The organism is Microbacterium sp. LWH7-1.2 (genome assembly GCF_038397755.1).
Classification (GTDB): Bacteria; Actinomycetota; Actinomycetes; order Actinomycetales; family Microbacteriaceae; genus Microbacterium.
In genome coordinates, this window is record NZ_CP151637.1 from 963,317 (window position 1) to 989,434 (window position 26,118).

Here is a 26,118-nt window from a genome sequence, read left to right on the forward strand (position 1 = left end):
TCGGGTGGGGACCGCAGCATCCGTCTCTGCTCTGTCGTCACTCCCGCAGCCGGATCCCGTGGGGCATCTGCTCGAACTCGACCCGCAGTGCGACGAGCGCGGCGCTGTGCGCGCGGGCGAGGTCGCGCGCGTCGACGATGACCTCGGCGCCCTCGGGGAGCGCGTCCGCGATCTCGCGCAGCACGGCGACGACGCGCTCCGTGCCGGCCAGGCCGAGCTCTCCCGCCAGTCGCAGCACACGCCCCTCGTCGGTGTCCTCGACGGTGAACGCGGGCACCGCGACGCTCTCGTGCGATTCGAGCAGGTGCATGCCGAACCGCTCGCCGAGCGTCTCGAGGAGCGCGATGGCGCGCACCGAGTTCCCGTGCGCATCCAGGCGCGGGCTGAACGCCGCGATCCCGAACTGCGACGGGGCGACAGCGAGGAGGCCGCCGCTGACGCCGCTCTTCGCCGGCAGACCCACGCGCAGCAGCCACTCGCCGGAGTAGTCGTACATGCCGCAGCTGGCCATGATCGACAGCACATCGCGGGCGACGGCCTCGGAGACGACCCGCTCGCCGGTGACGGGGTTGTGTCCGCCGAAGGCGAGCGTCGACGACATCACGGCGAGGTCGCGCACCGTGACGAGCAGGGAGCACTGCCGGAAGTACGTCTCGACCGCGATCTCGACCGACCCTTCGATGATGCCGTGCGAGCGGAGCAGGTGCGCCAGCGCGCGGTTGCGATCGCCCGTCGCGGATTCCGAGGCGTACACCTGCTCGTCGACCCACAGCGACCGCCCCGCGAATGCGGAGAGCCCGTCGACGATGCGCGTCATACGGTCGTCGACGCCGTCGCCGGGGATGAGGGCGGACGTCGCGATCGCCCCGGCATTGACCATGGGGTTCGCCGGCCGCCCGGTGCCGGGCTCGAGGCTGATCGCGTTGAACGGCTCGCCGCTGGGCTCCACGCCGACCTTGCGCAGCACCGCGTCGCGGCCGCGGTCGGCGAGGGCGAGCGCCAGCACGAACGGCTTCGAGATCGACTGGATCGTGAACTCGTGCGCGACGTCGCCGACCGCGCGTACCCGCCCGCGCGGTCCGACGACGGCGAGGGCCAGACGGTCGGGATCCGCGGCCGCGAGCTCGGGGATGTAGCCCGCCGGGGCGCCGTCGTCGAGCGGGCGGATGTCTTCGAGGACGTCGTGCAGCAGCGCCGTGATCGGATCCACGGCTCGACCATAATGGACGCGTGCCACCGATCGACGACACCGCCCGCCAGACCGGCATCCGCATCAATCCCAGCATCCTCGCCGCCGACTTCGTCAACATGCAGGCGGAGCTCGCACGCATCGCGACGGCGGACTTCGTCCACGTCGACGTCATGGACAACCACTTCGTACCCAATCTGACATTCGGTCCGCAGATGGTCGAGCGCATCCAGGCCACGAGCCCGGTACCCCTCGACGTGCATCTCATGATCACGAATCCCGACCGCTGGGCACCCGGGTATGCCGAGCTCGGAGCAGCCTCCGTCACGTTCCACCTCGAAGCCGCGAAGGAGCCGGTCGCGCTCGCCCGCCGACTGCGCGGCATCGGCGCGCGCGCGGGTGTTGCCGTGAAGCCCGCGACGCCCGTCGAGGGGCTCTTCGACCTGCTCGACGACTTCGACCAGATCCTGGTGATGACCGTCGAGCCCGGGTTCGGCGGTCAGTCGTTCATGCCCGAGACCCTGCCGAAGCTCAGCCGCCTGGCCGACGAGGCGCGGCGCCGAGGCTCTTCGGTGTGGCTGCAGGTCGACGGCGGCATCGGCGAATCGACGATCCTGCAGGCCGCCGAGGCCGGCGCCGACACGTTCGTCGCCGGCTCGGCCGTGTTCGGCGCGGGCGACCCGGCGAACGCCATCGCGGGCCTGCGCGCGACCGCCGCCGAGCACCACGGGCACTGAGCCGGCCGTCACGCGGCGCCGCGGCATCCGTTCTGTTGGATACCCTGGCATGGTGAAGACGTTCGACACGCTGTACGCCGAGCTCGCCGCGAAAGCGGCCGAGCGCCCCGAGGGATCGGGAACCGTCGCACAGCTGGACGCGGGCGTGCACGCGATCGGCAAGAAGATCGTGGAAGAGGCCGCCGAGGTCTGGATGGCCGCGGAGTACGAGTCGACGGATGCCGCAGCCGAGGAGATCTCGCAGCTGCTGTACCACCTGCAGGTGCTGATGCTCGCGAAGGGGCTGAGCCTCGAGGACGTCTACCGACATCTCTGAGCGCGCGCTGCCCCCCGTCCTCGAACCCGAAAGCCCCGCTGCCATGCTGCGAATCGCCGTGCCGAACAAGGGCTCGCTCGCCGAGACCGCCTCTGAGATGCTCCACGAGGCGGGCTACATCGGTCGTCGCGACCCCAAGGACCTCCACGTCATCGACCCCCAGAACGAGGTCGAGTTCTTCTACCTCCGCCCGAAAGACATCGCCACCTACGTCGGCTCCGGCGCGCTGGACGTCGGCATCACGGGCCGCGATCTGCTGCTCGACGCCCGCATGCCGGGCGCCCGCGAGATCGAGGCGCTCGGCTTCGGCGACTCGACATTCCGCTTCGCCGGTCCTCCCGGACGCTTCACGTCCGTCCAGGACCTCAACGGCTCGCGCGTCGCGACCGCATACCCGGGCCTGGTCGACGCGTTCCTCGACGAGCACGGCGTCGCCGTGGACCTGGTGCCGCTCGACGGCGCGGTCGAGTCCGCGGTGCGCCTGGGAGTGGCGGATGCCGTCGCCGACGTCGTGTCGACCGGCACCACGCTGCGCCAGGCGGGCCTGGAGATCTTCGGTCCGGTGCTGCTGCAGTCCGAGGCCGTGCTGATCACATCGCCCACCCAGGCGGAGGGGACCGACACGTTGCTGCGGCGCCTCCGCGGCGTGATGGTGGCCCGGCGGTACGTGATGGTCGACTACGACCTGCCCGCCGACCTCGTCGACGACGCGGTCAAGATCGCCCCCGGCATCGAATCGCCGACGATCGCGCCGCTGCGCGACCCGGCGTGGGTCGCCGTGCGCGTCATGGTCGCCCGCAAGGGCGTGAACCAGGTCATGGACGCGCTGTACGCGATCGGCGCCCGCGCGATCCTCGTCACCGCGATCCACAACGCGAGACTCTGATGAGCCTGGTCTGCCGCGTCATCCCGTGCCTCGACGTCGCCGCCGGGCGGGTCGTCAAGGGCGTGAACTTCCAGAACCTGCGCGACATGGGCGATCCCGTCGAGCTCGCGCGGGAGTACTTCCGCCAGGGCGCCGACGAGATCACGTTCCTCGACGTCACGGCCACGGTCGATGAGCGCTCGACGACGTACGACGTCGTCCGGCGCACGGCCGAAGAGGTGTTCATCCCGCTCACCGTGGGTGGGGGTGTGCGGTCGGCCGACGACGTCGCACGGCTGCTGTCGGTCGGCGCCGACAAGATCGGAGTGAACTCGGCGGCGATCGCGCGTCCCGCGCTCCTGGACGAGATCGCCGACCGTTTCGGTGCGCAGGTGCTCGTGCTGTCGCTCGACGTCAAGCGCTCGCCCTCGACCGACTCCGGCTTCGTCGTCACCACGCACGGCGGCCGCACCGAGACGACCCTCGACGCGCTCGAATGGGCGCGCGAGGCGATCGAGCGCGGCGCGGGGGAGCTCCTCGTCAATTCGATCGACGCGGACGGGACCAAGCAGGGCTTCGACCTCGAGCTGGTCGGCCTCATGCGCGAGGTCGCCAGCGTGCCCGTCATCGCGTCGGGTGGCGCCGGCCGCGCCGAAGACTTCGGACCCGCCATCGAGGCGGGCGCGGACGCCGTGCTCGCGGCATCCGTCTTCCATTCCGGCCAGCTCACCGTCGGCGACGTGAAGGCCGCGATGCAGGCCGAGGGAATCGCCGTGCGGGAGGTGGCGGCATGACGGAGACGCTCGACGAGCGCATCGCGCGCGTGACCTTCAACGGCGACGGCCTCGTCGCCGCGATCATCCAGCAGTGGGACACCCGCGAAGTCCTCATGCTCGGCTGGATGGATGCCGAGGCCCTCCGCCGCACGCTCACCGAGGGCCGCGTCACCTTCTGGTCGCGCTCTCGGCAGGAGTACTGGCGCAAGGGGGATACATCGGGGCACATCCAGCTGGTGCGCGGAGCGAGCCTCGACTGCGACGGCGACACCATCCTCGTCGAGGTCGAGCAGGTCGGCGCCGCGTGCCACACCGGCACCCGCACGTGCTTCGACGGCCGCGACCTCGGCGCCGTGCGCGGCCCGGAGCCGTACGCGTGATCCGCAGGGCGCGACTGCTCTCCGTCGTGCTCGTCGTGCTGTGCGGCGCGCTCGGCGTGATCTCATCGACGCAGACGTGGCTCACGGTCGAACTCCAGGACGCCGCCCACCACGTCCTCGACGTACCGGGCGCATCGGCCGTGCCGGTTCTGGCGCCACTGAGCCTCGCCGTGCTGGCGCTCGGCGCCGCGCTGTCCATCGTCGGGCCGGCGCTTCGCTACGTGTTCGGCGCGCTGGCGTTCTTCATCGGGGCGGTGCTCGCCTGGCTGACCGCCCGCGTCGTGTTCGAGCATCCGGTGTCGGCCGTCGCCTCGGTCGTCACCGAGTCCACCGGCATCGCCGGAGAGGCCTCCGTCGCGAAGCTCGTCGCGTCCATCGATGCGACCGCGTGGCCGGCCGTCACCCTCGTCGTCTGGGTCGTGCTCGTCGCGGCCGGCGTGTTCGTGCTCGCGACGGCGCACTCCTGGTCGCGCACCGGCCGTCGCTACCGCACCGACGAGGCTGCGAAGGCCGCCCCCGCGACCGATTCCACGGCGCGCTCCGGCGACGGCCCGCGCCCCCACGACGCCGCCGGATCGCGCGCCATCGACGACTGGGACGACCTGTCGCGTGGCGAGGATCCGACCGCCTGACCGCTAGACTGGCGGCATCCCGCCCCGGTTCCACGAGGAGATATCCATGAGCAACAACATCGGCGACCCCGGCCACGGACACTCGCCCGCAGCCTGGACGGCCGTCGTGATCATGCTCGTGGCGGTCTCGATCGGCACCTTCTTCTTCTTCCTCGACATGCCGATCTTCGTGTGGGCGTCGGCCGCCCTCCTGGTGATCGGGCTCCTCGTGGGCTGGATCATGAAGCGCGCCGGCTACGGCGTCGGCGGCTCCAAGGTCGCGGCGAAAGAGCACTGAGCATGCTCGCCGACCTCACGGCCGGCGCGGTTGAGGATGCCGAGGCACGCGCCTCGATGCGCCCCTTGGCAGAGGTCGAGTCCGCCGCGCTGGCGCAGCGTCCCGCCCTCGACGTCCTCGCCGCGCTCGCCCCGTCCGACCGCGTGAAGATCATCGCCGAGGTCAAGCGCGCGAGCCCGTCGCGCGGAGACCTCGCCGCCATCCCCGACCCGGCCCTGCAGGCACGTCGCTACGAAGAGGGCGGCGCGTCGGCGATCTCCGTCCTCACCGAGGGCCGTAAGTTCAAGGGCACCCTCGCCGACCTCGAGGCCGTCAAGGCCGCCGTGACGCTCCCGGTGCTGCGCAAGGACTTCATCGCGACCGAATACCAGGTGCTCGAGGCGCGCGCGTCCGGCGCCGACCTGGTCCTCCTCATCGTCGCCGCGCTCGAGCAGGACGTCCTCGCCCGCCTCCACGCGTTCACGCGCGAGCTGGGAATGACGGCGCTCGTCGAGACCCACTCGGCCGACGAGGTCGATCGCGCCGTGGATGTCGGCGCACAGCTCATCGGTGTCAACGCCCGCGACCTGTCGACCTTCCAGCTCGACCGCGACCTCTTCGGCCGCCTGGCGGAGCGCATCCCGACGGGGGCGATCAAGATCGCGGAGTCGGCCGTGCTCGTGCCCGAGGACGTCGCCCACTACCGTCGTGACGGCGCGGACGTCGTGCTCGTGGGCGAGGCGCTGGTCACCAACGATCCCGTATCCACGCTGCGCGCATTCCTGGAGGCAGGCGCATGAGTCTTCGTGAGGCTCCCGGGCCGCTGTTCGGCGAGTTCGGCGGGCGGTACATGCCCGAGTCGCTCATCGCCGCGATCGACGAGCTGACGGCGGAGTACGAGGCCGCGAAGGCCGATCCGGCATTCCAGGCAGAGTTCGTGCGGCTGCTGCACTCGTATGCCGGCCGCCCGTCGCCGATCACCGAGGTGGCCCGGTTCGCCGAGCACGCGGGTGGCGCGCGGGTCTTCCTCAAGAGGGAGGACCTCAACCACACCGGGTCGCACAAGATCAACAACGTCCTCGGCCAGGCGCTGCTCACCCAGCGCCTCGGCAAGACCCGGGTGATCGCCGAGACGGGCGCCGGCCAGCACGGCGTCGCGACCGCGACCGCCGCGGCCCTCTTCGGCTTCGAGTGCACGATCTACATGGGCGAGGTCGACACCGAGCGCCAGGCGCTCAACGTCGCCCGCATGCGCCTGCTCGGCGCCGAGGTGATCCCGGTCAAGACCGGCTCGCGCACGCTCAAGGATGCGATCAACGACGCCTACCGCGACTGGGTCGCGAGCGTCGAGACGACGAACTACATCTTCGGCACCGCCGCAGGCCCGCACCCGTTCCCCGCGATGGTCCGCGACTTCCAGAAGGTGATCTCCGAAGAGGCGCGCGCGCAGCTCCTCGAGGAGGCCGGCCGGCTGCCGGACGCCGTCCTCGCCTGCGTCGGCGGGGGCTCGAACGCCATCGGCATGTTCGACGCCTTCCTCGACGACGAGGGCGTCAAGCTGTACGGCGTCGAGGCCGCCGGCGACGGCGTCGACACGCCGCGGCACGCCGCATCGATCGAACGCGGCCGCCCCGGCGTGCTGCACGGCGCGAAGACCTTCGTCCTGCAGGACGAGGACGGCCAGACGATCGAGTCCCACTCGATCTCGGCGGGCCTCGACTACCCGGGCGTCGGCCCCGAGCACGCGTGGCTCGCCTCGATCGGCCGCGCCGAGTACATCCCCGCGACCGACGACGAGGCGATGCAGGCGCTGCGCCTCCTCTCCGAGACCGAGGGCATCATCCCCGCGATCGAATCGGCCCACGCCCTCGCCGGCGCGCTGCGCATCGGCCGCGAGCTCGGCCCGGACGCCATTCTCGCGGTATGCCTCTCGGGCCGCGGCGACAAGGACATGGACACCGCCGCGCGCTACTTCGACCTGTACGACAAGGGGACGGAGGCTGCGGCCGCCGCCTCCGCGCCCCACGACGACGCCGCCCACGGCGAAGGGGAGAAGCTATGACCTCGCGCGTCGCCGCGGCGATCGACGCCGCCCGCGCCGAAGGGCGAGGCGCGTTCGTCGGCTACCTCCCGCTCGGCTTCCCCGACCTCGAGGCGAGCATCGACGCGGCCGTCGCCCTGGCCGAGAACGGCGCCGACATCCTCGAGCTCGGCCCGCCGTATTCCGACCCGGTGATGGACGGCACCGTGATCCAGGAGGCGACGCAGGCGGCGCTCGCCGGCGGATTCCGTCTCCGCGACATCTTCACGGCCGTGCGCGAGATCACGCGCCGCGTCGACGTGCCCGTGCTCGTCATGACGTACTGGAACCCGGTGCTGCAGTACGGTGTCGACCGCTACGCCGACGACCTGCTCGCCGCCGGCGGAGCAGGACTCATCACGCCCGACATCACGCCGGAGGCGGCGCCCGAGTGGATCGCCGCCAGCGAGCGCACGGGCCTCGACCGGGTCTTCCTCGCCGCGCCGACCTCGACGGACGAGCGGCTCGAGCTCATCGCGCAGAACTCCACCGGCTTCGTCTACACCGTCTCGACCATGGGCATCACGGGGGAGCGCGCGCAGTTGGATGCTGCGGCCCGCACCCTCGTCGCCCGCCTGCGTGAGCACGGGGTCGAGCACGCGTGCGTCGGCATCGGCATCTCGAACGCCGCGCAGGTCGCGGGCGTGCTCGAGTACGCTGACGGCGCGATCGTCGGCACGGCGCTCGTGCGCGCGCTGCGCGAGCGGGGCCTCGAGGGCCTCGCCGAGACCGCACGCGGCCTCGCCGCGGGCACCGCCCGCGGCGCGAACTAGACTTCTGAGGTCGGCGGCCGCCGCCGCCACGCCCAGCACGGATCCAGCAAGGACACGGTTCTCCCATGATCAACGCCGCCCTGAGCGTCGTCGCCAGCATCCCGAGCCCGTCGATCAGCTACTTCGACATCGGCCCCCTGCGGATCCACATCTACGCGCTGTGCATCATCACGGGCATCATCGTCGCGGTGCTGTGGACCAACGCCCGCCTCACCAAGCGCGGCGCCGAGCCGTGGGTCGTCATCGACATCGCCCTCCTCGCGGTTCCGCTCGCGATCATCACGGCGCGCATCTACCACGTGCTCACCCACTGGAACTTCTACTTCGGCGAGGGCGCGAACCCCTGGTCGGCGCTCTTCATCTGGGAGGGCGGCATCGCCATCTACGGCGCCCTCATCGGCGGCGCCGTCGGTGCCTGGCTCGGGTGCCGGTGGACCGGCATCCGCTTCTGGACCTTCGCCGACGCCCTCGCCCCGAGCCTCCTCCTCGCGCAGGCGATCGGCCGTTTCGGCAATTGGTTCAACCAGGAGCTGTTCGGCCTGCCCACCGACGTGCCGTGGGGCCTCGAGATCGACTACCCGAACCCGGCGTGGCCGATCGGTCTGCCCGAGGGCACGCTCTTCCACCCGACTTTCCTCTACGAGGTCCTCTGGAACACGCTCGGCGTGCTCTTCCTCGTGTGGGTGGGTCGGCGCTTCACGTTGCAGTGGGGCCGTCTCTTCGGCCTCTACCTCGTCTGGTACAGCGCCGGCCGCATCGTCTGGGAATCGATCCGCATCGACCCGAGCGACATCTTCCTCGGACTTCGCACCAACGTCTGGGCCGCGATCTTCGGCGTGGTCATCGGTCTGGCGATCTTCTTCGTTCAGAAGCGCCGTCACCCCGGCCTCGAGCCGTCGCCCTATGTGTCCGGCCGCGAGTGGAAGGCCGGACAGGCTGTACAATCTCAGGAGACCGACGACTTCGTCGACGTCAGCGAACCCCCGACGTCCGAAGCCGAAGGGGTCAGCGCCACAAGCACTCCTGCCACCAAGTAACGCAGCTCTCCCCCCGAAGAGCGCGCCCAGGGCCGACGTCGTCCCATCTTGACTATCAACGTGAGGACGGTAGGTATGGCTCCGAGCCCCCGTTCCGTCGCCTCTGCGGAGGCGAACTTCCCCGCTGCGTCCGGCCGTGCCGGATTCCCGCAGAAGCAGGGGATGTACAACCCTGCCTTCGAGAAGGACGCCTGTGGCCTGGCCATGGTGGCGACCCTCCGCGGTGAGGCCGGCCACGACATCATCGATCTGGCCCTGACCGCGCTGCGCAATCTCGAGCACCGCGGTGCGATCGGCTCCGACGCCGGCACCGGCGACGGCGCAGGCATCCTGACGCAGATGCCCGACACCTTCCTGCGCGCCGTGGCCGGCTTCGATCTGCCCCCCGTGGGCGAGTACGCCGCCGGCCTGGTGTTCCTGCCGCGCGACGCCGAGGCGCGCGAGACCCAGAAGAGCGGGATCGAGCGGATCGCAGCATCCGAGGGTCTCACCGTGCTCGGCTGGCGCGAGGTTCCGACCGCCGAGGAGAACCTGGGCAAGCTCGCCTTCGAGGCGCGCCCGGTCTTCGAGCAGCTCTTCATCTCGCGCCCGGCCACCGGCGACGCCGCCGCACTGTCGGGCATCGCCCTCGATCGCCGCGCCTACCGCCTGCGGGCTCGCGCGCGCACCGAGCTCGACGCCTACTTCGTCTCGCTGTCGTCGCGCACGCTCGGCTACAAGGGCATGGTCACCACGCTCCAGCTCGAGCCGTTCTACCCCGACCTGCAGGACGAGCGCTTCGCCTCCGAGCTCGCGGTCGTGCACTCGCGCTACTCGACGAACACGTTCCCGTCGTGGCCGCTCGCGCAGCCACTGCGCATGCTCGCGCACAACGGGGAGATCAACACCGTCAACGGCAACCGCAACTGGATGCGCGCGCGCCAGTCGCAGCTGGAGTCCGAGCTGCTGGGCGACATCCAGCCGCTGCTGCCGATCTGCACCACCGGCGCGAGCGACTCCGCCTCGTTCGACGAGGTGCTCGAGCTGCTCACGCTCACGGGCCGGAGCCTCCCGCACGCCATCATGATGATGGTCCCCGAGGCCTACGAGAAGCAGGCCGACATCGACCCGAAGCTGCGGGCGTTCTACGAGTTCCACTCGATGCAGATGGAGCCCTGGGACGGCCCGGCCGCGCTGATCTTCACGGACGGCACGCTCGTCGGCGCGACGCTCGACCGCAACGGCCTGCGCCCCGGTCGCTGGACCGAGACCACCGACGGCCTGATCGTCATCGGCAGCGAGACCGGCGTGCTCGACTTCGAACCCGAGCGCATCAAGCGCCGCGGCCGCCTCCGCCCTGGCCGCATGTTCCTCGTCGACACGGCTCAGCGCCGCATCATCGAGGACGACGAGATCAAGGCGCAGCTCGCCGATCAGGAGCCGTGGCAGGAGTGGCTCGACTCGGGGCGCGTGCGCCTCGCCGACCTCCCGGAGCGCGAGCACATCGTGCACCCGATCGCCTCGATCACCCGGCGTCAGCGCACGTTCGGGTACACCGAGGAAGAGGTCAAGATCCTCCTCACCCCGATGGGTCAGACCGGTGCCGAGCCGCTCGGTGCCATGGGCTCCGACACGCCCGTCGCCGTGCTGAGCGAACGCCCGCGCCTGCTGTTCGACTACTTCACGCAGCAGTTCGCACAGGTCACCAACCCGCCGCTGGACTCCATCCGCGAAGAGGTCGTCACGTCACTGGGCCTGGGCCTCGGCCCCGAGCGCAACCTCCTCGAGTGGGGCCCCGAGCACACGCGCGTCGTGACGCTCGACTTCCCGGTGATCGACAACGACGAGCTCGCCAAGATCCAGCACATCGACACGGCGCTCCCGGGCCGCACCTCGGTCACGATCCGCGGGCTGTACCGCGTCGAGGCCGGCCACAAGGGCATGAAGAAGCGCCTCGAGCAGATGTGCCAGGAGGTCGACCAGGCCATCGAGGACGGCGCCGAGTTCATCGTGCTGTCGGATCGCGACTCCAACAAGGACCTCGCGCCGATCCCGTCGCTGCTCATGCTCGCGGCTGTGCACCACCACCTCATCCGCAAGCAGACCCGCATGAAGTGCGGCCTGGTGGTCGAGGCCGGCGATGTGCGCGAGGTGCACCACATCGCGACGCTCATCGGGTACGGGGCATCCGCCGTCAATCCGTACCTCGCGATGGAGACCGTCGAGTACCTGGTGCGCGCCGGCTTCATCACCGGCATCGCGCCCGAGAAGGCCGTCAAGAACCTGATCTACGCTCTCGGCAAGGGCGTGCTCAAGATCATGTCGAAGATGGGCATCTCCACCGTGTCGTCGTATGCGGGCGCCCAGGTGTTCGAGGCCGTCGGCCTCTCTCAGGACTTCGTCGACACCTACTTCACCGGCACCGAGTCGAAGCTCGGCGGCGTTGGACTCGACGTCATCGCGGCGGAGAACGCCGCCCGGCACGCGTACGCGTACCCGGAGGACGCCGCGGTCCGGGCGCACGAGCGCCTCTGGACGGGTGGAGAGTACCAGTGGCGCCGCGACGGGTCGCCGCACCTGTTCAACCCCGACACGGTGTTCCGCCTGCAGCACTCGACGCGCACGCGCCGGTACGACATCTTCCGCGAGTACACGAAGCTCGTCGACGACCAGGCGAACGAGCTGAAGACGCTCCGGGGTCTGTTCGCCCTGAAGACCGAGGGGCGCACGCCCGTCCCGATCGACGAGGTCGAGTCGGTCGCGTCGATCGTCAAGCGCTTCTCGACGGGTGCCATGAGCTACGGCTCGATCTCGCGCGAGGCCCACGAGACGCTCGCGATCGCGATGAACCGCATCGGCGGCAAGTCGAACACGGGCGAGGGCGGCGAGGACGTGGACCGCCTCCTCGACCCCGAGCGTCGCAGCTCCATCAAGCAGGTCGCCTCTGGTCGCTTCGGCGTCACGAGCCTGTACCTGACCGAGGCGGACGACATCCAGATCAAGCTCGCCCAGGGCGCCAAGCCCGGCGAGGGCGGTCAGCTGCCCCCGACCAAGGTGTATCCGTGGGTTGCGCGCACGCGTCACGCGACCGCCGGCGTCGGCCTCATCTCGCCGCCGCCGCACCACGACATCTACTCGATCGAAGACCTCAAGCAGCTGATCTTCGACCTCAAGCGCGCCAACCCCGGAGCGCGGGTGCACGTGAAGCTGGTGAGCCAGTCGGGCATCGGCGCAGTCGCCGCGGGAACCGCCAAGGCGCTGGCCGACGTCATCCTCGTGTCGGGCCACGACGGCGGCACGGGCGCGAGCCCGTTGAACTCGCTGAAGCACGCCGGCACGCCGTGGGAGCTGGGCCTCGCCGAGACGCAGCAGACGCTCATGCTCAACGGCATGCGCGACCGCGTCGTCGTGCAGGTCGACGGTCAGCTCAAGACCGGCCGCGACGTCATCATCGGCGCGCTGCTGGGCGCCGAGGAGTTCGGCTTCGCCACGGCGCCGCTCGTGGTCTCGGGCTGCGTCATGATGCGCGTCTGCCACCTCGACACGTGCCCCGTGGGCGTCGCGACGCAGAACCCCGTGCTGCGCGAGCGCTTCAACGGCAAGCCGGAGTTCGTCGTGAACTTCATGGAGTTCATCGCCGAAGAAGTGCGCGAGTACCTTGCGGCACTGGGTCTGCGCTCGCTCGATGAGGCGATCGGCCGCAGCGATCTGCTCGATGTCGACGGTGCTGTCACGCACTGGAAGGCGAACGGGCTGGACCTCGGCCCGGTGCTCGACGGTCCGGTCTTCGCCGAGGACGAGCCCCGCCGCAACACCACCGCGCAGTTGCACGAGCTCGACGAGCACTTCGACGTCGGCCTCATCGAGCGCGCGCAGAACGTCATCGCGAACGGCGGCGAGATCACGATCGACCTGCCGATCCGCAACACGGAGCGCGCCGTCGGGACACTCCTCGGCCACCACGTGACCAAGGCGCGCGGTGAGAACGGCCTGCGGTCGGGAAGCATCGTCGTCAACCTCACGGGCTCGGCCGGCCAGTCGTTCGGCGCGTTCATGCCCGCGGGCATCACGCTGCGCCTCGAGGGCGACTCCAACGACTACGTCGGCAAAGGTCTCTCGGGTGGGCAGATCGTCGTCCGGCCGCCGCGCGGCGCCGCGTTCGACGCATCGAAGAACGTCATCGCGGGCAACGTGATCGGCTACGGCGCGACGTTGGGGACGATGTTCCTGCGCGGCGTCGTGGGCGAGCGCTTCTTCGTCCGCAACTCGGGCGCCACGGCGGTCGTCGAGGGCGTGGGCGACCACGCACTCGAGTACATGACCGGCGGTCTGGCCGTCATCCTCGGCGCGACCGGGCGCAACCTCGGTGCCGGCATGTCGGGCGGCACCGCGTACGTCTACAAGCTCGACCGCAAGCTCGTGAACCGCGAGGCGCTCGCCTCCGGCGAGCTCGAGCTCGGCGAGCTGGGCTCCGGTGACGCCGAGATCCTCCGCGACCTGCTCGAGCAGCACGTCGCCGAGACCGAATCGACTCTCGCCCAGGCTCTCCTCGACGACTTCGAGGCCGAGCTGGCGAACTTCGTCCGGGTCCTGCCGCGCGACTACGCCGCTGTGCTGCAGACCCGCCAGAAGGCTGTGGCCGAGGGGCTCGACCCCGACGGCGACGTCGTCTGGAACCGCATCCTGGAGGTGACGGGTGGCTGACCCGAAGGGCTTTCTGAAGGTCACCGAGCGCGAGCTGCCCCCGCGGCGGCCGGTGCCGGTGCGCATCATGGACTGGAAAGAGGTCTATGAGCCTGGTGACGCGGCGGTGCTGCGCCGGCAGGCCGGACGCTGCATGGACTGCGGCGTGCCGTTCTGCCACAAGGGCTGTCCGCTCGGCAACCTCATCCCGGAGTGGAACGACCTGACGTGGCGCGGCGAAGGCCGCGCCGCCAGTGAGCGTCTGCACGCGACGAACAACTTCCCGGAGTTCACCGGGAGGCTGTGCCCCGCGCCGTGCGAGAGCTCCTGCGTGCTGGGCATCAACCAGCCGGCCGTGACGATCAAGCAGGTCGAGGTCTCGATCGCCGACGAGGCGTTCGGAAACGGCTGGATCGAGCCGGAGCCCCCGGGGCGCCTCACCGGCAAGACCGTGGCCGTCGTCGGCTCGGGGCCGGCAGGTCTCGCCGCCGCGCAGCAGCTCACACGCGCCGGCCACACCGTCGCCGTGTTCGAGCGCGACGACCGCATCGGCGGCCTGCTGCGCTACGGCATTCCGGACTTCAAGATGGAGAAGAAGCACCTCGAGACGCGTCTTCGCCAGATGCAGGACGAGGGCACGCGCTTCCGCGCCGGCGTCGAGATCGGCAAGGACATCTCCTGGGCCGACCTCCGCGCGCGCTACGACGCGGTCGTCATCGCCACCGGTTCGACGGTGCCGCGCGAGCTCGCGATCCCCGGCCGCGACCTGGCCGGGGTGCACTTCGCCATGGAGTACCTGGTCGAGTCGAACAAGGCCGTCGCAGGCGACGCCGTGCCCAACCAGATCAGCGCCGAGGGCAAGCACGTCGTCGTCATCGGCGGCGGTGACACCGGCGCCGACTGCATCGGCACGGCGCACCGCCACGGCGCGCTGAGCGTGACCAACCTCGCGATCGGCCGCCGCCCTCCGGGCGAGCGTCCGGAGCACCAGCCGTGGCCGATGGACCCGCTCGTGTTCGAGGTGCAGTCCGCGCACGAAGAGGGCGGCGAACGCGCCTACCTCGCCTCGACCGTCGAGTTCCTCGGGAACGGCGCCGGCGAGGTGCGCGCGCTGCGCGTCGCCGAGACCGAGTTCGTCGATGGTCGCCGCGTGCCCAAGAGCGGCACCGAGCGGGAGATCCCCGCGGACCTCGTGCTGATCGCGATGGGCTTCACCGGCCCGGAGCGCGCTCTGCTCGAAGACCAGCTCGGTGCCCGCTTCACCGAGCGGGGCAACGTCCGCCGCGAGGACGACTACCAGACGACCGCCCCGGGCGTGTTCGTGGCCGGCGACGCCGGTCGCGGCCAGTCGCTCATCGTATGGGCGATCGCCGAAGGACGCGCCGTCGCAGCCAGCGTCGACCGCTTCCTCATGGGGGAGACGGAGCTGCCCGCTCCGGTCCGCCCGACCGATGTCGCCATCGGCCTGCAGCCCGCGTAGGCTGGCCGAGGCACTCGCCACCTTCAACCCACCCGGAGAAAACCACGGATGAGACGCGCCAAGATCGTCGCCACCCTTGGGCCCGCCACGTCGTCGTATGAGATGGTCCGCGCGATCATCGATGCCGGCGTGGACGTCGCCCGCTTCAATCTGAGCCACGGGGACTACTCGGTCCACGACAACAACTTCGCCAACGTGCGCAAGGCCGCGGAGGACGCAGGACGCGCGGTCGCGATCCTCGTCGATCTGCAGGGTCCGAAGATCCGCCTCGGCAAGTTCGAGAACGGACCGCACGAGCTGGCGGTCGGCGACATCTTCAAGATCACCACCGATGACATCCTCGGCACCAAGGAGATCGTCGGCACCACGTTCAAGGGTCTCCCGAACGACGTCAAGCCCGGCGACTTCCTCCTCATCGACGACGGCAAGGTCCGCGTCGAGGTCGTCGAGACGGACGACACCGTGGTCACCACCAAGGTGGTCGTCGCGGGTCCCGTGTCGAACAACAAGGGCATCAATCTCCCCGGCGTGGCGGTCAACGTCCCCGCGCTGTCGGAGAAGGACGAGGCCGACCTCCGCTGGGGTCTGCGCGCCGGTGCGGACATCATCGCCCTGTCGTTCGTGCGGGACGCGAAGGACGTCCAGCGCGTCCACGTCATCATGGCCGAGGAGGGGCGCCACGTCCCCGTCATCGCCAAGATCGAGAAGCCGCAGGCCGTCGACAACCTCGAGGAGATCATCGACGCGTTCGACGGCATCATGGTCGCCCGCGGCGACCTCGGCGTCGAGCTGCCCCTCGAGGCGGTGCCGATCGTGCAGAAGCGCGCGGTCGAGCTCTGCCGCCGCATGGCCAAGCCCGTCATCGTCGCGACCCAGATGCTCGAGTCGATGATCGAGAACCCGGTGCCCACCCGCGCCGAGACGAGCGACGTCGCCAACGCCGTCCTCGACGGCGCGGACGCAGTCATGCTCTCGGGCGAGACCAGCGTCGGCAAGTACCCGGTCGTGGTCGTCGAGACCATGGCGCGCATCGTCGACTCGACCGAGGAGCACGGCCTGGACCGCATCCAGCCGCTCACGACCAAGCCCCGCACGCAGGGTGGCGCGATCACGCTCGCGGCGATGGAGGTCGCGGAGTTCGTCGACGCGAAGTTCCTCTGCATCTTCACCGAGTCGGGCGACACCGCGCGCCGCATGTCGCGCCTGCGCCCCCGCATCCCCATGATCGGGTTCGCTCCGGAGCCGGCGATCCGTCGCCGCATGGCCCTCACGTGGGGCGTGCAGTCGACGCTGGTCGAGCACGTCGCGCACACCGACCTGATGTTCATCCAGGTCGACGACTACCTGTTGTCGAACGAGCTCGCGAAGGTCGGCGACAAGGTCGTCGTGATCTCGGGGTCGCCTCCCGGAATCATCGGCTCGACGAACGACATCCGCATCCACAAGGTGGGCGACGCGGTGCACGGCAAGGCGCCGATCTACAAGACACGGGACTGACACAGCTCATCCAGACGGCTGCGACCACTACTGTGGTCGCAGCCGTCTGGCTTTTCGAGAAAGGTGACGCCGATGTGGTTCGGTGACTTCTGGTGGTTCCTGCTGTGGAGCTTCTACTTCATCGCGTACCTGTACGTGGTGATCGTGATCATCACGGACCTGTTCCGTGACGGCAACCTCAACGGCTGGCTGAAGGCGCTGTGGATCATCGCCCTCGTCTTCGTGCCGTTCCTGACCGCCATCATCTACATCATCGCCCGCGGAAAGGGCATGGCGGCGCGTGCCCAGGCCGCGCGCGGGGGAGTGGTCGCCGAGGCCGACGATTACCGCCCGGCGGCGTCGTCGAGTCCCGCCGAGGACATCGCGAAGGCGAAGGCGCTCCTCGACGCCGGCACCATCTCGCAGGGAGAGTTCGACGCGCTCAAGAGCAAGGCGCTCGGCAACCAGTACTTCGGCGCGTAGCCTTCCACCGCGCGAGAGCGGATGCCTCGGATTCGAGGCATCCGCTCTTGCGCTGTCGCGGTGTGTCGATGTCAGCTGATCTTCTTCCGGTAGATCGCCATCGACGCGATGTACGCGACGACGAGGATGCCGACCAGCCATGCCATGGCGACCCAGATGTCGGTGCCGACCGGCTCGCCGGCGAACAATGCGCGCATCGAGTCGACGATCGAGGTGACGGGCTGGTTCTCAGCGAACCACTGCACCGGTCCCGGCATGGTCTCGGTCGGGACGAACGCCGAGCTGATGAACGGCAGGAAGATGAGCGGGTACGAGAACGCGCTCGCGCCGTCCACCGTCTTCGCCGTGAGGCCCGGGATCACCGCGAGCCATGTCAATGCCAGCGTGAACAGCACCAGCATGCCGATCACACCCATCCAGGCACCGAAGCTCGCACCGGTGCGGAATCCCATCAGCAGTGCCACGCCGATGACGAGCGCCAGCGAGACGAGGATGGACACCAGCGACGTCAGCACGTGCGCCCAGAGCACTCCCGATCGCGCGATCGGCAGCGACTGGAACCGCTCGAAGATGCCGCTCTGCATGTCAAGGAACAGCCGGTACGCCGTGTAGGCGATGCCCGACGCGATCGTGATGAGCAGGATCCCCGGGAGCATGTAGTCGACGTACGACCCCTTCGCCCCGCCGGTGTCGATCGCCCCGCTGAAGACGTAGACGAACAGCAGCATCAGCGCGATCGGGGTGACCGCGGTGGTGATGATGGTGTCGGGGCTGCGGAGGATGTGCCGCAGCGACCGGCTGGTGAGAACGGCGGTGTCGCCGATGATGTGCGCGGTCATCGTCCTTGCTTCCGTGTCGTGGCGGCACCCTTTCGCCCGGAGGCGTCGGCGGCGTCGCCGGGTTCTGCAGTGTCCTGCTCGCCGGTGAGGGCGAAGAAGACGTCTTCGAGGCTCGGCTGCTTCTCGACGTACTCGACCTTCGCGGGCGGCAGGAGCTGCTTGAGCTCGGCCAGCGTGCCGTCGACGATGATGCGGCCCTTGTGGAGGATCGCGATGCGGTCGGCGAGCTGCTCCGCCTCTTCGAGGTACTGCGTGGTCAGCAGCACGGTCGTGCCGCCCCGCGCCAGCTCCCGGACCGCTTCCCAGACCTCGAGGCGCGCGGCGGGATCGAGCCCCGTCGTGGGCTCGTCGAGGAAGATCACCGGCGGGTCGCCGATGAGGCTCATCGCGATGTCGAGCCGGCGCCGCATACCGCCGGAGTACGTCGACACCTTGCGGGTGCCGGCATCCGTCAGTGAGAAGCGGGCGAGCAGCGCGTCCGCGATCGCGCCGGGGTCGGGCAGGTGGCGCAGCTGCGAGATGAGCACGAGGTTCTCCCGTCCGCTCAGCACCTCGTCGACCGCGGCGAACTGCCCGGTGAGACTGATCGTCTCGCGCACCTTCTGCGCCTGAGCGGCGACGTCGAACCCTGCGATCGCGGCGGTGCCGGCGTCCTGCTTCAGCAGCGTCGAAAGGATGCGGACGACCGTGGTCTTGCCCGCGCCGTTCGAGCCGAGCAGCGCGAAGATGCTGCCTCGCGCCACGTCGAAGTCGACGCCGCGCAGCACGTGCAGGTCCTTGTAGGACTTCTCGAGTCCCTGGACCCGGATGACGGTGTCGGTGGTCATCTCTGGTCTCCTCGTTCCGCGTCGTCGATCGCCTTGTTGAGGCGTGCGCGCTCCTTGTCGATCCACTGCTTGCCGGAGTACGCGGCGGTGAACTCCTCCGCGAACGCCGACGCGTCCTCGCCGACGATGTCGCGCACCGGGGTGCCGTCGGCGGCCGCGCGCTCCCAGAGGTCGGCGGAGTCGCCGAGCATCTGCATCATCGTCACGCCGTCGGTCATCCCGCCGACGGTCATGAAGTACCGGTCGAGCGCCTTGGCGGCGCCGCGGTAAGGCTCGGGCAGCGCCTCGATGCGCGCTTTGTACTGGCGGTACTGCTTCTTCTGCTCGAGCGAGCCGGTGACGACTTCGTACCACTTGGCGGCCATGATCAGTCCTCTTCCTGGGGGTTGGCGTTGCTGTCTGCGTGTTCACGGTGGAGCTGTTCGATGCGCTCTGCGAGGAAGCTCCACGTCCTCCAGAAGTCCGCGAGCTGGTCGCGGCCCTGAGCGTTGAGGGAGTACACCTTGCGCGGCGGCCCCTTCTCCGACGGGATCTTCTCGACGTCGACGAGGCCACGCTGCTCGACCCTGACAAGCAGGGCGTAGACGGTGCCCTCGGCGATGTCGGAGAAGCCCTGGTCCCGCAGCCACGAGGTGATCTCGTAGCCGTAGGCGGGGCGGGAGGAGAGGATCGCGAGCACGATTCCCTCCAGCGTGCCCTTGAGCATCTCGGTCTCCTGCTTTCCCATGGCGCACCTCCTTCTTGACTACTCAGTGATGTTGACTACCAGTAGAAAGTAACACTAGGTACCGCTACTTAGCAACAGCGAATACCAAGATTCTTCGCGGGGGAGATGACGAAGAGCGGATGCCTCGGATCGAGGCATCCGCTCTGAGAGATGTCAGGGAGTGCCGGTGGTGGGAGTCGAACCCACACGCCCTTGCGGGCAACCGAGTTTGAGTCGGTCGCGTCTGCCATTCCGCCACACCGGCCCGCGCGCCGTGCCGCGCGTCCGCGATTGACCATACCGTAGGATTCAATGGTGACTGAGCAGGAGCAGACCGCCGCATCGACGGCATCCACCCCCCGCCGCGTCGTGGTCGCCGAAGACGAGTCGCTCATCCGGCTCGACATCGTCGAGATCCTCCGCGACAACGGATTCGACGTCGTCGGCGAAGCCGGAGACGGAGAGACCGCGGTGGCCCTGGCCACCGAGCTGCGTCCTGACCTCGTGATCATGGACGTCAAGATGCCGCAGCTGGACGGCATCTCGGCCGCCGAGAAGCTCAGCAAGAACCACATCGCCCCGGTCGTGCTGCTGACCGCCTTCAGCCAGAAGGAGCTCGTGGAGCGGGCGAGCGAGGCCGGTGCCCTCGCGTACGTGGTCAAGCCGTTCACGCCGAACGACCTGCTGCCGGCCATCGAGATCGCGCTGGCCCGCTACGAGCAGATCATCACGCTCGAGGCCGAGGTCGCCGACATGGTCGAGCGGTTCGAGACCCGCAAGCTCGTCGACCGCGCGAAGGGCCTCCTCAACGAGAAGATGGGCCTCTCCGAGCCCGAGGCGTTCCGCTGGATCCAGAAGGCATCGATGGACCGCCGTCTCACCATGCAGGACGTCGCCAAGGCGATCATCGAGCAGCTGGCGCCCAAGAAGGGCTGATCTCCAGGACTTGCAGAGAAGCGGATGCCTCGAGTCGAGGCATCCGCTTCTTCCATACCCGTCGGATGTCAGACCGGCGGCAGGTCCTTGATGTGGTTCGTGATGCGCACGGTCGAGCACCGGCGGCCGTTCTCGTCGGTGACCACGATCTCGTGCACGGCGAGTGTGCGACCCAGGTGGATGGGCGTGCAGACGCCGGTCACGACGCCGGATGTCGCCGAGCGCGTGTGCGTCGCGTTGATGTCGACGCCCACCGCGAGGCGGCCCGGACCCGCGTAGAGGTTCGCCGCCATCGAGCCGAGCGATTCGCCCAGCACCACGTACGCGCCGCCGTGCAGGAGGCCGACCGGCTGGGTGTTGCCCTCCACCGGCATCGTGGCCACCGCGCGCTCGACGGAGAACTCGGTGAAGACGATGCCCATCTTCTCTGCGAGCGCGCCCATGCCACGGTTCGCGGCCCACGCGAGGCCGTCCACGGGGGAGGGGGAGTGCTCGGGCATGCGTCGCCTTCGGGGTGCTCGGGGCGGGAGATCGGGTGTCGTCGGCCCTGACTAGGCTTGCAGGGTGACGGACTCCGCAAAGCCTACCCTTCTCGTCGTCGACGGCCATTCGCTGGCATATCGGGCCTTCTACGCCCTTCCCGTCGACAACTTCTCGACGAAGGACGGGCAGCACACGAACGGGATCTACGGGTTCCTCGCGATGCTGATCAACCTGATCAAGGCGGAGAAGCCGACCCACCTCGCGGTGGCCTTCGACACCTCCCGGCAGTCGTTCCGCACCCGCGAGTACACCGAATACAAGGCCAACCGCTCCGAGACGCCGTCCGAGTTCAAGGGGCAGATCCCGCTCCTGCAGGACTGCCTCGCCGCCATGAGCATCCAGGTGCTCCAGCAGGAAGACATCGAGGCCGACGACATCCTCGCGACCCTTGCGACGCAGGGCGCCGCCGAGGGGTTCCACGTGCTGGTCTGCTCGGGCGACCGCGACACGATCCAGCTCGTGGGCGACGACATCACGCTGCTCTACCCGAACGTGCAGGGCGTCTCCCAGCTCAAGCGCTACGACCGCCAGGCCGTGATCGACCGGTACGGCGTGCCGCCCGAGCAGTACCCCGACATCGCGGCGCTCGTGGGCGAGACCAGCGACAACCTGCCCGGCGTCCCCAAGGTCGGCGAGAAGACCGCCGTGAAGTGGCTCACCCAGTTCGGCTCGCTCGACGCGCTGCTCGAGGGCGCCGACTCCATCAAGGGCGTCGTCGGCGGCAACCTGCGAGACCACGTCGACGACGTGCGCCGCAACCGCCGCCTCAACCGGCTGCTCACGGACGTCGATCTGCCGCTCGCCCCCGCCGACCTCGAGGTGCAGCCGATGGACGCGCAGGCGGTGCGCGACATCTTCTCGCGACTCGAGTTCAAGACCCTCATCCCGCGCGTGGCCGAACTCGCGGGCATCGAGCAGCAGATGGCGGCGGTCACGTCGGCGGCGGCCGAACTGGCGCCCGTCGCGCAGGAGCTCGCTCCGGCGGAGTTCGCCGCGTGGCTCGACGGCGCGACCGGCGAGCTCGGCGTGACCATCACGGTCGAAGGCGGGCTTCCGGCTCGCATCGGGGTCGCCACGACGGATGCCGCGGCGGAGGCATCCTGGACCCCCGAACTGGCCGCGGCGATCGAGACGTGGCTCACCTCCGACGCACCGAAGGTCCTCGCTGACGCGAAGCCGCAGGTGAAGGCGCTCCGCCGGGCGGGACTGCGCCTCGGCGGACTCGCGTTCGACGTGATCCTCGCCGGCTGGCTGCTGCGCCCGAGCTTTCCGGACAAGAACCTCGCGCATCTCGTCGACCGCTACCTCGACGAGAAGCTTCCCGAGTCCGACCCGTCGCAGCTCGTTCCCGAGACGGAGGGGGCGACGACCGGTCAGCTCTCGTGGTACCTCGTGCGCGTCGCGGCCGCCGTCCGTGCGGAGCTCCCCGAGAGTGTGGGCGCCGTTCTCACCGACATCGAGCTGCCGACCCTGCACACCCTCGCCGACATGGAGCTCGCAGGTGTCGCGGTGTCGCACGCGACGCTGTCGCAGTTCTCCGGCGAGCTCGGCGCACGGGCCGATGCGCTCGCGCAGGAGGCGTACGCGGCGATCGGCCGCGAGGTGAACCTCGGCTCGCCGAAGCAGCTGCAGGAGGTGCTGTTCGAAGAGCTGCAGCTGCCGAAGACCCGCAAGACCAAAACGGGCTACTCGACGGATGCCGCGGTCCTGGCCGATCTGCAGGAGACCAACCCGCACCCGTTCCTCGACCTGCTTCTCCAGCACCGCGAGGCGACGAAACTGCGGCAGATCATCGAGTCGCTCGACAGCGCCATCGGCGGCGACCGGACGAGTGGATCCGACGGCCGCATCCACACGACCTACGTCCAGACCGGCAGCCAGACCGGGCGCCTGTCGAGCACCGATCCGAACCTGCAGAACATCCCGATCCGCACCGAGGAGAGCCGCCGCATCCGCTCGGCGTTCATCGTCGGCGAGGGCTACGAGACGCTGCTCACGGCGGACTACTCGCAGATCGAGATGCGCATCATGGCGCACCTCTCCGAGGATCCGGGGCTCATCGAGGCCTTCAACTCCGGAGAGGACACGCACCGCTTCGTCGGCTCGCGCGTCTTCGGCGTCGCCCCGGAAGACGTGACCCCGGCGATGCGCACGAAGGTCAAGGCGATGTCGTACGGTCTCGTCTACGGGCTGTCGGCGTTCGGCCTGTCGAAGCAGCTGCGCATCGAGCAGGCCGAGGCGAAGCAGCTCATGATGGAGTACTTCGCCCGTTTCGGTGCCGTGCGCGACTACCTGCGCTCATCGGTCGAACAGGCGCGCATCGACGGCTACACCGAGACGATCTTCGGCCGCCGGCGTCCGTTCCCCGACCTTGCCAGCCCCAACCGCGTCCTCCGTGAGAACGCAGAGCGAGCCGCACTCAACGCGCCGATCCAGGGCAGCGCGGCCGACATCATGAAGATCGCGCTCTTCCACATCCACGACGACTTCGCCGCACAGCAGCTCAGCTCGCGCGTGCTGCTGCAGATCCACGACGAGCTCGTGATCGAAGTGGCGCCGGGGGAGTGGGGGGCCGCCGAGCAGATCGTACGCAGCCGCATGGGCGACGCCGCGAAGCTGTCGGTGCCGCTCGACGTGCAGATCGGTCGCGGCGACAACTGGGACGTCGCCGGGCACTGATCGAGGAACCGGCGAAGGCGTCCGGCGGCACCGGGATCCTCGTTTGTCGGCACCGCGTCTCATGCCTAGGCTCGGTGCTATGACAGACGAAACCCGCACGCCCACGCAGATCGACAAGATCGCTGATGCGTGGGTCGACACCCTCGCCGAACTCGAGCCGACGCTCGCGACCTACATCGGTCGTTCCGAGTACAACGACCGGTTCGGCGACTACAGCCCGGCCGGCCAGGAGCGGCTGGTCCAGGAGGGCCGCAAGACCCTTGCCGCGCTCGACGCCGCGACCGCCGACGACGACGTCGACGTCGTGACGAAGGAAGACCTCTCCCGCGAGATCCAGCTGGAGCTGGACCTGTACGACGCCAAGTGGCACCTTCGCGATCTCAACGTGATCGCCTCGCACGCGCAGAACATCCGCTCCGCGTTCGACCTCATGCCCACGGCGACGAGCGACGACTGGTCCGTCATCGCGAAGCGTCTCGGCGCCGTCTCGGGCGCGGTCGGCGGTTACATCGAGACGCTCCGCGAGGGCATCTCGCAGGGCGTGGTGCCGGCTCGCCGGCAGGTCACCGAGGTGGCGACGCAGATCGCCCGCTACACCGCCGACGGCGGCTTCTTCGCGAGCTTCGCCGCCGACGCCGCGCCGGAGGAAGGGCAGCTTCCCGCTTCCCTCGCGCGCGACCTCGCCGACAACGCCAATGCCGCCCGCGTCGCCTACGACGAGCTGGCGGCATTCCTGACGACAGAGCTCGCCCCGGCCGCCACGGAGAAGGATGCGGTCGGCCGCGAGCTGTACGCGCTGCACTCGCGGCGCTTCCTCGGCGCCACGATCGACCTCGACGAGACATACGAGTGGGGTGTCGAGGAGCTCGCGCGCATGGTCGCCGAGCAGGAGGCGATCGCGAACGAGATCAAGGCAGGCGCCACCGTCGAGGAGGCTGTCGCGTTCCTCGAGCAGGACGCGAGCCGCAAGCTCTACGGCACCGACGCGCTGCAAAAGTGGATGCAGGAGACCAGCGACCACGCCGTCGCCGAGCTCGGCCAGACGCACTTCGACATCGCCGAGCCGATCCGCAAGCTCGAGTGCATGATCGCGCCGACGAAGGAAGGCGGCATCTACTACACCGGCCCGACCGACGACTTCTCGCGTCCCGGCCGGATGTGGTGGTCGGTGCCCGAGGGCGTCGAGGATTTCGACACCTGGCGCGAGCTCACGACCGTCTACCACGAGGGCGTCCCGGGCCACCACCTGCAGATCGCCCAGGCGGTGTACAACCGCGCGCAGCTCAACACCTATCGCCGGCTCCTAGGCGGCACTTCGGGTCACGCCGAGGGCTGGGCGCTCTATGCCGAGCGCCTGATGGAGCAGCTGGGCTACCTGTCCGACCCCGCCGACCGTCTGGGCATGCTCGACGGCCAGCGCATGCGCGCCGCCCGCGTCGTGCTCGACATCGGCGTGCACCTCGAGAAGCCGCGTCCCGATGGGCAGGGCCCGTGGGACGCCGACTTCGCCCTGGAGTTCATGCTGCGCAACGTCAACATGCCAGACGAGTTCGTGAAGTTCGAGGTCAACCGCTACCTGGGCTGGCCGGGCCAGGCGCCGTCGTACAAGGTCGGCCAGCGCATCTGGGAGCAGCTTCGCGACGAGGTCGCCGAGCGCGAGGGCGACGCCTTCTCGATCAAGCAGTTCCACAAGCGCGCGCTCGACCTCGGCGGGGTCGGCCTGGACACCCTCCGCTCCGCGCTCTCACGTTGATCAGTCGCCGGGGTCGTGGCGCAGCAGCGCCACGACCTCGGCGTCGGTCGTCTGGCGGAAGTCGTCGTAGTACTGCCCGACGGCCCAGAAGTCGGCCTCGCGATACGGGCACACGAACGTGTCGACGGCGTCCGCCGGCGGCTCCCACCGCTCCGGGGCGACGGGGACCGCCAGCACGATCTGGTCCGGGTCGCGGGCGCGCAGCGCGCGGCACGCCGCGATGGCGGTCGCGCCGGTCGCGACGCCGTCGTCGACCACGATGGCGGTGCGGCCCGACAATTCCACGGACGCCGAGCCGAAGGCATCCGTCCGCCGTGCCAGCTCGTCGCGCTCGGCCGCCTCGACGCGCTCGAGATCTTCCGGCGACATGCCCGCCCACCGCATCGCGCCCGGAGTGACGATGCGCACGCCCTCGGCGATCGCCCCGACCGCGTACTCCTTGTGGCCCGACGCGCCCAGCTTGCGCACGACGACCGCGTCGAGCGTGAGCCCGAGCGCCTCGGCGACCGCCGCGGCGACGACCACGCCGCCTCTCGGGATGCCGAGGACCACGGCATCCGTTCCCCGCCATCGTTGGAGCTCTGCGGCGAGCTCGCGCCCGGCGGACCGGCGATCCGCGAAGGGGATCATGCCTCCACGCTACGCTCGCGTGGCGCGACCGTCTCGGGAATGCCGGTGCCGCCCGACCGGTTC

General features: G+C 69.5%; 25 protein-coding genes and 1 tRNA gene. 18 read left to right on the top strand and 8 right to left on the bottom strand.

Annotated elements, in window-relative coordinates:
- Positions 1-37: 37 nt before the first annotated feature.
- Complete coding sequence (gene glsA, locus MRBLWH7_RS04585; RefSeq protein WP_341999588.1) at positions 38-1,210, bottom strand: glutaminase A; 1,173 nt, start codon at positions 1,208-1,210, stop codon at positions 38-40.
- A 20-nt stretch (positions 1,211-1,230) separates the two neighbouring features.
- Here glsA and rpe point away from each other — a divergent pair, with 20 nt between their 5' ends.
- From rpe to MRBLWH7_RS04660, 15 genes are all read left to right on the top strand, one after another.
- Positions 1,231-1,926 (top strand): ribulose-phosphate 3-epimerase, encoded by a 696-nt coding sequence (gene rpe / locus MRBLWH7_RS04590; protein ID WP_341999590.1) that lies wholly within the window; start codon positions 1,231-1,233, stop codon positions 1,924-1,926.
- A 52-nt stretch (positions 1,927-1,978) separates the two neighbouring features.
- Complete coding sequence (locus MRBLWH7_RS04595; RefSeq protein ID WP_045302883.1) at positions 1,979-2,242, top strand: phosphoribosyl-ATP diphosphatase; 264 nt, start codon at positions 1,979-1,981, stop codon at positions 2,240-2,242.
- A gap of 43 nt (positions 2,243-2,285) precedes the next feature.
- Positions 2,286-3,128, top strand: coding sequence for an ATP phosphoribosyltransferase (gene hisG, locus MRBLWH7_RS04600; RefSeq protein ID WP_116193524.1), 843 nt, complete (start codon positions 2,286-2,288; stop codon positions 3,126-3,128).
- On the top strand, positions 3,128-3,901 hold the full coding sequence (gene hisF / locus MRBLWH7_RS04605; RefSeq protein ID WP_341999597.1) for an imidazole glycerol phosphate synthase subunit HisF: 774 nt from the start codon (positions 3,128-3,130) through the stop codon (positions 3,899-3,901). The genes hisG and hisF overlap by 1 nt, the downstream gene beginning before the upstream one ends.
- On the top strand, positions 3,898-4,263 hold the full coding sequence (gene hisI / locus MRBLWH7_RS04610; RefSeq protein ID WP_341999599.1) for a phosphoribosyl-AMP cyclohydrolase: 366 nt from the start codon (positions 3,898-3,900) through the stop codon (positions 4,261-4,263). Before hisF ends, hisI begins: the two co-directional genes overlap by 4 nt.
- Positions 4,260-4,895 (top strand): Trp biosynthesis-associated membrane protein, encoded by a 636-nt coding sequence (locus MRBLWH7_RS04615; protein WP_341999601.1) that lies wholly within the window; start codon positions 4,260-4,262, stop codon positions 4,893-4,895. Before hisI ends, MRBLWH7_RS04615 begins: the two co-directional genes overlap by 4 nt.
- 46 nt (positions 4,896-4,941) lie before the next feature.
- Positions 4,942-5,172 (top strand): DUF6704 family protein, encoded by a 231-nt coding sequence (locus MRBLWH7_RS04620; protein ID WP_341999603.1) that lies wholly within the window; start codon positions 4,942-4,944, stop codon positions 5,170-5,172.
- A gap of 2 nt (positions 5,173-5,174) precedes the next feature.
- Complete coding sequence (trpC, locus tag MRBLWH7_RS04625; RefSeq protein WP_341999604.1) at positions 5,175-5,951, top strand: indole-3-glycerol phosphate synthase TrpC; 777 nt, start codon at positions 5,175-5,177, stop codon at positions 5,949-5,951.
- On the top strand, positions 5,948-7,213 hold the full coding sequence (trpB, locus tag MRBLWH7_RS04630) for a tryptophan synthase subunit beta (protein ID WP_341999606.1): 1,266 nt from the start codon (positions 5,948-5,950) through the stop codon (positions 7,211-7,213). Before trpC ends, trpB begins: the two co-directional genes overlap by 4 nt.
- On the top strand, positions 7,210-8,004 hold the full coding sequence (gene trpA, locus MRBLWH7_RS04635; RefSeq protein WP_341999608.1) for a tryptophan synthase subunit alpha: 795 nt from the start codon (positions 7,210-7,212) through the stop codon (positions 8,002-8,004). Before trpB ends, trpA begins: the two co-directional genes overlap by 4 nt.
- A 65-nt stretch (positions 8,005-8,069) precedes the next feature.
- On the top strand, positions 8,070-9,041 hold the full coding sequence (gene lgt, locus MRBLWH7_RS04640; protein ID WP_341999610.1) for a prolipoprotein diacylglyceryl transferase: 972 nt from the start codon (positions 8,070-8,072) through the stop codon (positions 9,039-9,041).
- Positions 9,042-9,203: 162 nt separating this feature from the next.
- Positions 9,204-13,724, top strand: coding sequence for a glutamate synthase large subunit (gene gltB / locus MRBLWH7_RS04645; RefSeq protein ID WP_342001917.1), 4,521 nt, complete (start codon positions 9,204-9,206; stop codon positions 13,722-13,724).
- A complete protein-coding gene (locus tag MRBLWH7_RS04650) occupies positions 13,717-15,183 on the top strand; it encodes a glutamate synthase subunit beta (RefSeq protein WP_341999612.1) in 1,467 nt (488 codons plus the stop codon). The genes gltB and MRBLWH7_RS04650 overlap by 8 nt, the downstream gene beginning before the upstream one ends.
- Positions 15,184-15,231: 48 nt before the next feature.
- On the top strand, positions 15,232-16,680 hold the full coding sequence (gene pyk / locus MRBLWH7_RS04655) for a pyruvate kinase (RefSeq protein WP_341999614.1): 1,449 nt from the start codon (positions 15,232-15,234) through the stop codon (positions 16,678-16,680).
- Between the two features lie 72 nt (positions 16,681-16,752).
- A complete protein-coding gene (locus tag MRBLWH7_RS04660) occupies positions 16,753-17,142 on the top strand; it encodes an SHOCT domain-containing protein (RefSeq protein WP_341999615.1) in 390 nt (129 codons plus the stop codon).
- A 71-nt stretch (positions 17,143-17,213) separates the two neighbouring features.
- Here MRBLWH7_RS04660 and MRBLWH7_RS04665 read toward each other — a convergent pair whose 3' ends face one another.
- The 5 genes from MRBLWH7_RS04665 to MRBLWH7_RS04685 all read right to left on the bottom strand — a co-directional run bounded on the left by MRBLWH7_RS04665 (position 17,214) and on the right by MRBLWH7_RS04685 (position 19,779).
- On the bottom strand, positions 17,214-17,981 hold the full coding sequence (locus tag MRBLWH7_RS04665; RefSeq protein WP_341999617.1) for an ABC transporter permease: 768 nt from the start codon (positions 17,979-17,981) through the stop codon (positions 17,214-17,216).
- Positions 17,978-18,808 carry an ATP-binding cassette domain-containing protein gene (locus MRBLWH7_RS04670; protein ID WP_341999619.1) on the bottom strand — a complete coding sequence of 277 codons (831 nt, stop codon included), beginning with the start codon at positions 18,806-18,808 and terminating at the stop codon, positions 17,978-17,980. Before MRBLWH7_RS04670 ends, MRBLWH7_RS04665 begins: the two co-directional genes overlap by 4 nt.
- Positions 18,805-19,173 (bottom strand): DUF1048 domain-containing protein, encoded by a 369-nt coding sequence (locus tag MRBLWH7_RS04675; protein ID WP_341999621.1) that lies wholly within the window; start codon positions 19,171-19,173, stop codon positions 18,805-18,807. The genes MRBLWH7_RS04670 and MRBLWH7_RS04675 overlap by 4 nt, the downstream gene beginning before the upstream one ends.
- A 2-nt stretch (positions 19,174-19,175) precedes the next feature.
- Complete coding sequence (locus MRBLWH7_RS04680; RefSeq protein WP_341999623.1) at positions 19,176-19,535, bottom strand: PadR family transcriptional regulator; 360 nt, start codon at positions 19,533-19,535, stop codon at positions 19,176-19,178.
- 161 nt (positions 19,536-19,696) lie between these two features.
- Positions 19,697-19,779 (bottom strand) — tRNA-Leu (locus MRBLWH7_RS04685).
- A 50-nt stretch (positions 19,780-19,829) separates the two neighbouring features.
- Here MRBLWH7_RS04685 and MRBLWH7_RS04690 point away from each other — a divergent pair.
- Positions 19,830-20,450 (top strand): response regulator, encoded by a 621-nt coding sequence (locus tag MRBLWH7_RS04690; RefSeq protein ID WP_056368239.1) that lies wholly within the window; start codon positions 19,830-19,832, stop codon positions 20,448-20,450.
- A 68-nt stretch (positions 20,451-20,518) separates the two neighbouring features.
- On the opposite strand, the gene MRBLWH7_RS04695 is transcribed toward MRBLWH7_RS04690, so the two are convergent.
- Positions 20,519-20,950 carry a hotdog fold thioesterase gene (locus tag MRBLWH7_RS04695; RefSeq protein WP_341999628.1) on the bottom strand — a complete coding sequence of 144 codons (432 nt, stop codon included), beginning with the start codon at positions 20,948-20,950 and terminating at the stop codon, positions 20,519-20,521.
- Between the two features lie 64 nt (positions 20,951-21,014).
- Here MRBLWH7_RS04695 and polA point away from each other — a divergent pair, with 64 nt between their 5' ends.
- Complete coding sequence (gene polA / locus MRBLWH7_RS04700) at positions 21,015-23,672, top strand: DNA polymerase I (protein ID WP_341999630.1); 2,658 nt, start codon at positions 21,015-21,017, stop codon at positions 23,670-23,672.
- 79 nt (positions 23,673-23,751) lie between these two features.
- A complete protein-coding gene (locus MRBLWH7_RS04705; RefSeq protein WP_341999632.1) occupies positions 23,752-25,425 on the top strand; it encodes a DUF885 domain-containing protein in 1,674 nt (557 codons plus the stop codon).
- On the opposite strand, the gene MRBLWH7_RS04710 is transcribed toward MRBLWH7_RS04705, so the two are convergent.
- On the bottom strand, positions 25,426-26,055 hold the full coding sequence (locus tag MRBLWH7_RS04710; RefSeq protein ID WP_341999634.1) for a phosphoribosyltransferase family protein: 630 nt from the start codon (positions 26,053-26,055) through the stop codon (positions 25,426-25,428).
- Positions 26,056-26,118 lie beyond the last annotated feature (63 nt).

Bases quoted from the DNA above. Each gene is read 5' to 3' on its own strand.
- hisG (WP_116193524.1), top strand. From the start codon at position 2,286: ATGCTGCGAATCGCCGTGCCGAACAAGGGCTCGCTCGCCGAGACCGCC.
- hisF (WP_341999597.1), top strand. From the start codon at position 3,128: ATGAGCCTGGTCTGCCGCGTCATCCCGTGCCTCGACGTCGCCGCCGGG.
- hisI (WP_341999599.1), top strand. From the start codon at position 3,898: ATGACGGAGACGCTCGACGAGCGCATCGCGCGCGTGACCTTCAACGGC.
- MRBLWH7_RS04620 (WP_341999603.1), top strand. From the start codon at position 4,942: ATGAGCAACAACATCGGCGACCCCGGCCACGGACACTCGCCCGCAGCC.
- trpC (WP_341999604.1), top strand. From the start codon at position 5,175: ATGCTCGCCGACCTCACGGCCGGCGCGGTTGAGGATGCCGAGGCACGC.
- trpB (WP_341999606.1), top strand. From the start codon at position 5,948: ATGAGTCTTCGTGAGGCTCCCGGGCCGCTGTTCGGCGAGTTCGGCGGG.
- trpA (WP_341999608.1), top strand. From the start codon at position 7,210: ATGACCTCGCGCGTCGCCGCGGCGATCGACGCCGCCCGCGCCGAAGGG.
- lgt (WP_341999610.1), top strand. From the start codon at position 8,070: ATGATCAACGCCGCCCTGAGCGTCGTCGCCAGCATCCCGAGCCCGTCG.
- gltB (WP_342001917.1), top strand. From the start codon at position 9,204: ATGTACAACCCTGCCTTCGAGAAGGACGCCTGTGGCCTGGCCATGGTG.
- pyk (WP_341999614.1), top strand. From the start codon at position 15,232: ATGAGACGCGCCAAGATCGTCGCCACCCTTGGGCCCGCCACGTCGTCG.
- MRBLWH7_RS04660 (WP_341999615.1), top strand. From the start codon at position 16,753: ATGTGGTTCGGTGACTTCTGGTGGTTCCTGCTGTGGAGCTTCTACTTC.
- MRBLWH7_RS04665 (WP_341999617.1), bottom strand. From the start codon at position 17,981: ATGACCGCGCACATCATCGGCGACACCGCCGTTCTCACCAGCCGGTCG.
- MRBLWH7_RS04670 (WP_341999619.1), bottom strand. From the start codon at position 18,808: ATGACCACCGACACCGTCATCCGGGTCCAGGGACTCGAGAAGTCCTAC.
- MRBLWH7_RS04675 (WP_341999621.1), bottom strand. From the start codon at position 19,173: ATGGCCGCCAAGTGGTACGAAGTCGTCACCGGCTCGCTCGAGCAGAAG.
- MRBLWH7_RS04680 (WP_341999623.1), bottom strand. From the start codon at position 19,535: ATGGGAAAGCAGGAGACCGAGATGCTCAAGGGCACGCTGGAGGGAATC.
- MRBLWH7_RS04695 (WP_341999628.1), bottom strand. From the start codon at position 20,950: ATGCCCGAGCACTCCCCCTCCCCCGTGGACGGCCTCGCGTGGGCCGCG.
- MRBLWH7_RS04705 (WP_341999632.1), top strand. From the start codon at position 23,752: ATGACAGACGAAACCCGCACGCCCACGCAGATCGACAAGATCGCTGAT.
- MRBLWH7_RS04710 (WP_341999634.1), bottom strand. From the start codon at position 26,055: ATGATCCCCTTCGCGGATCGCCGGTCCGCCGGGCGCGAGCTCGCCGCA.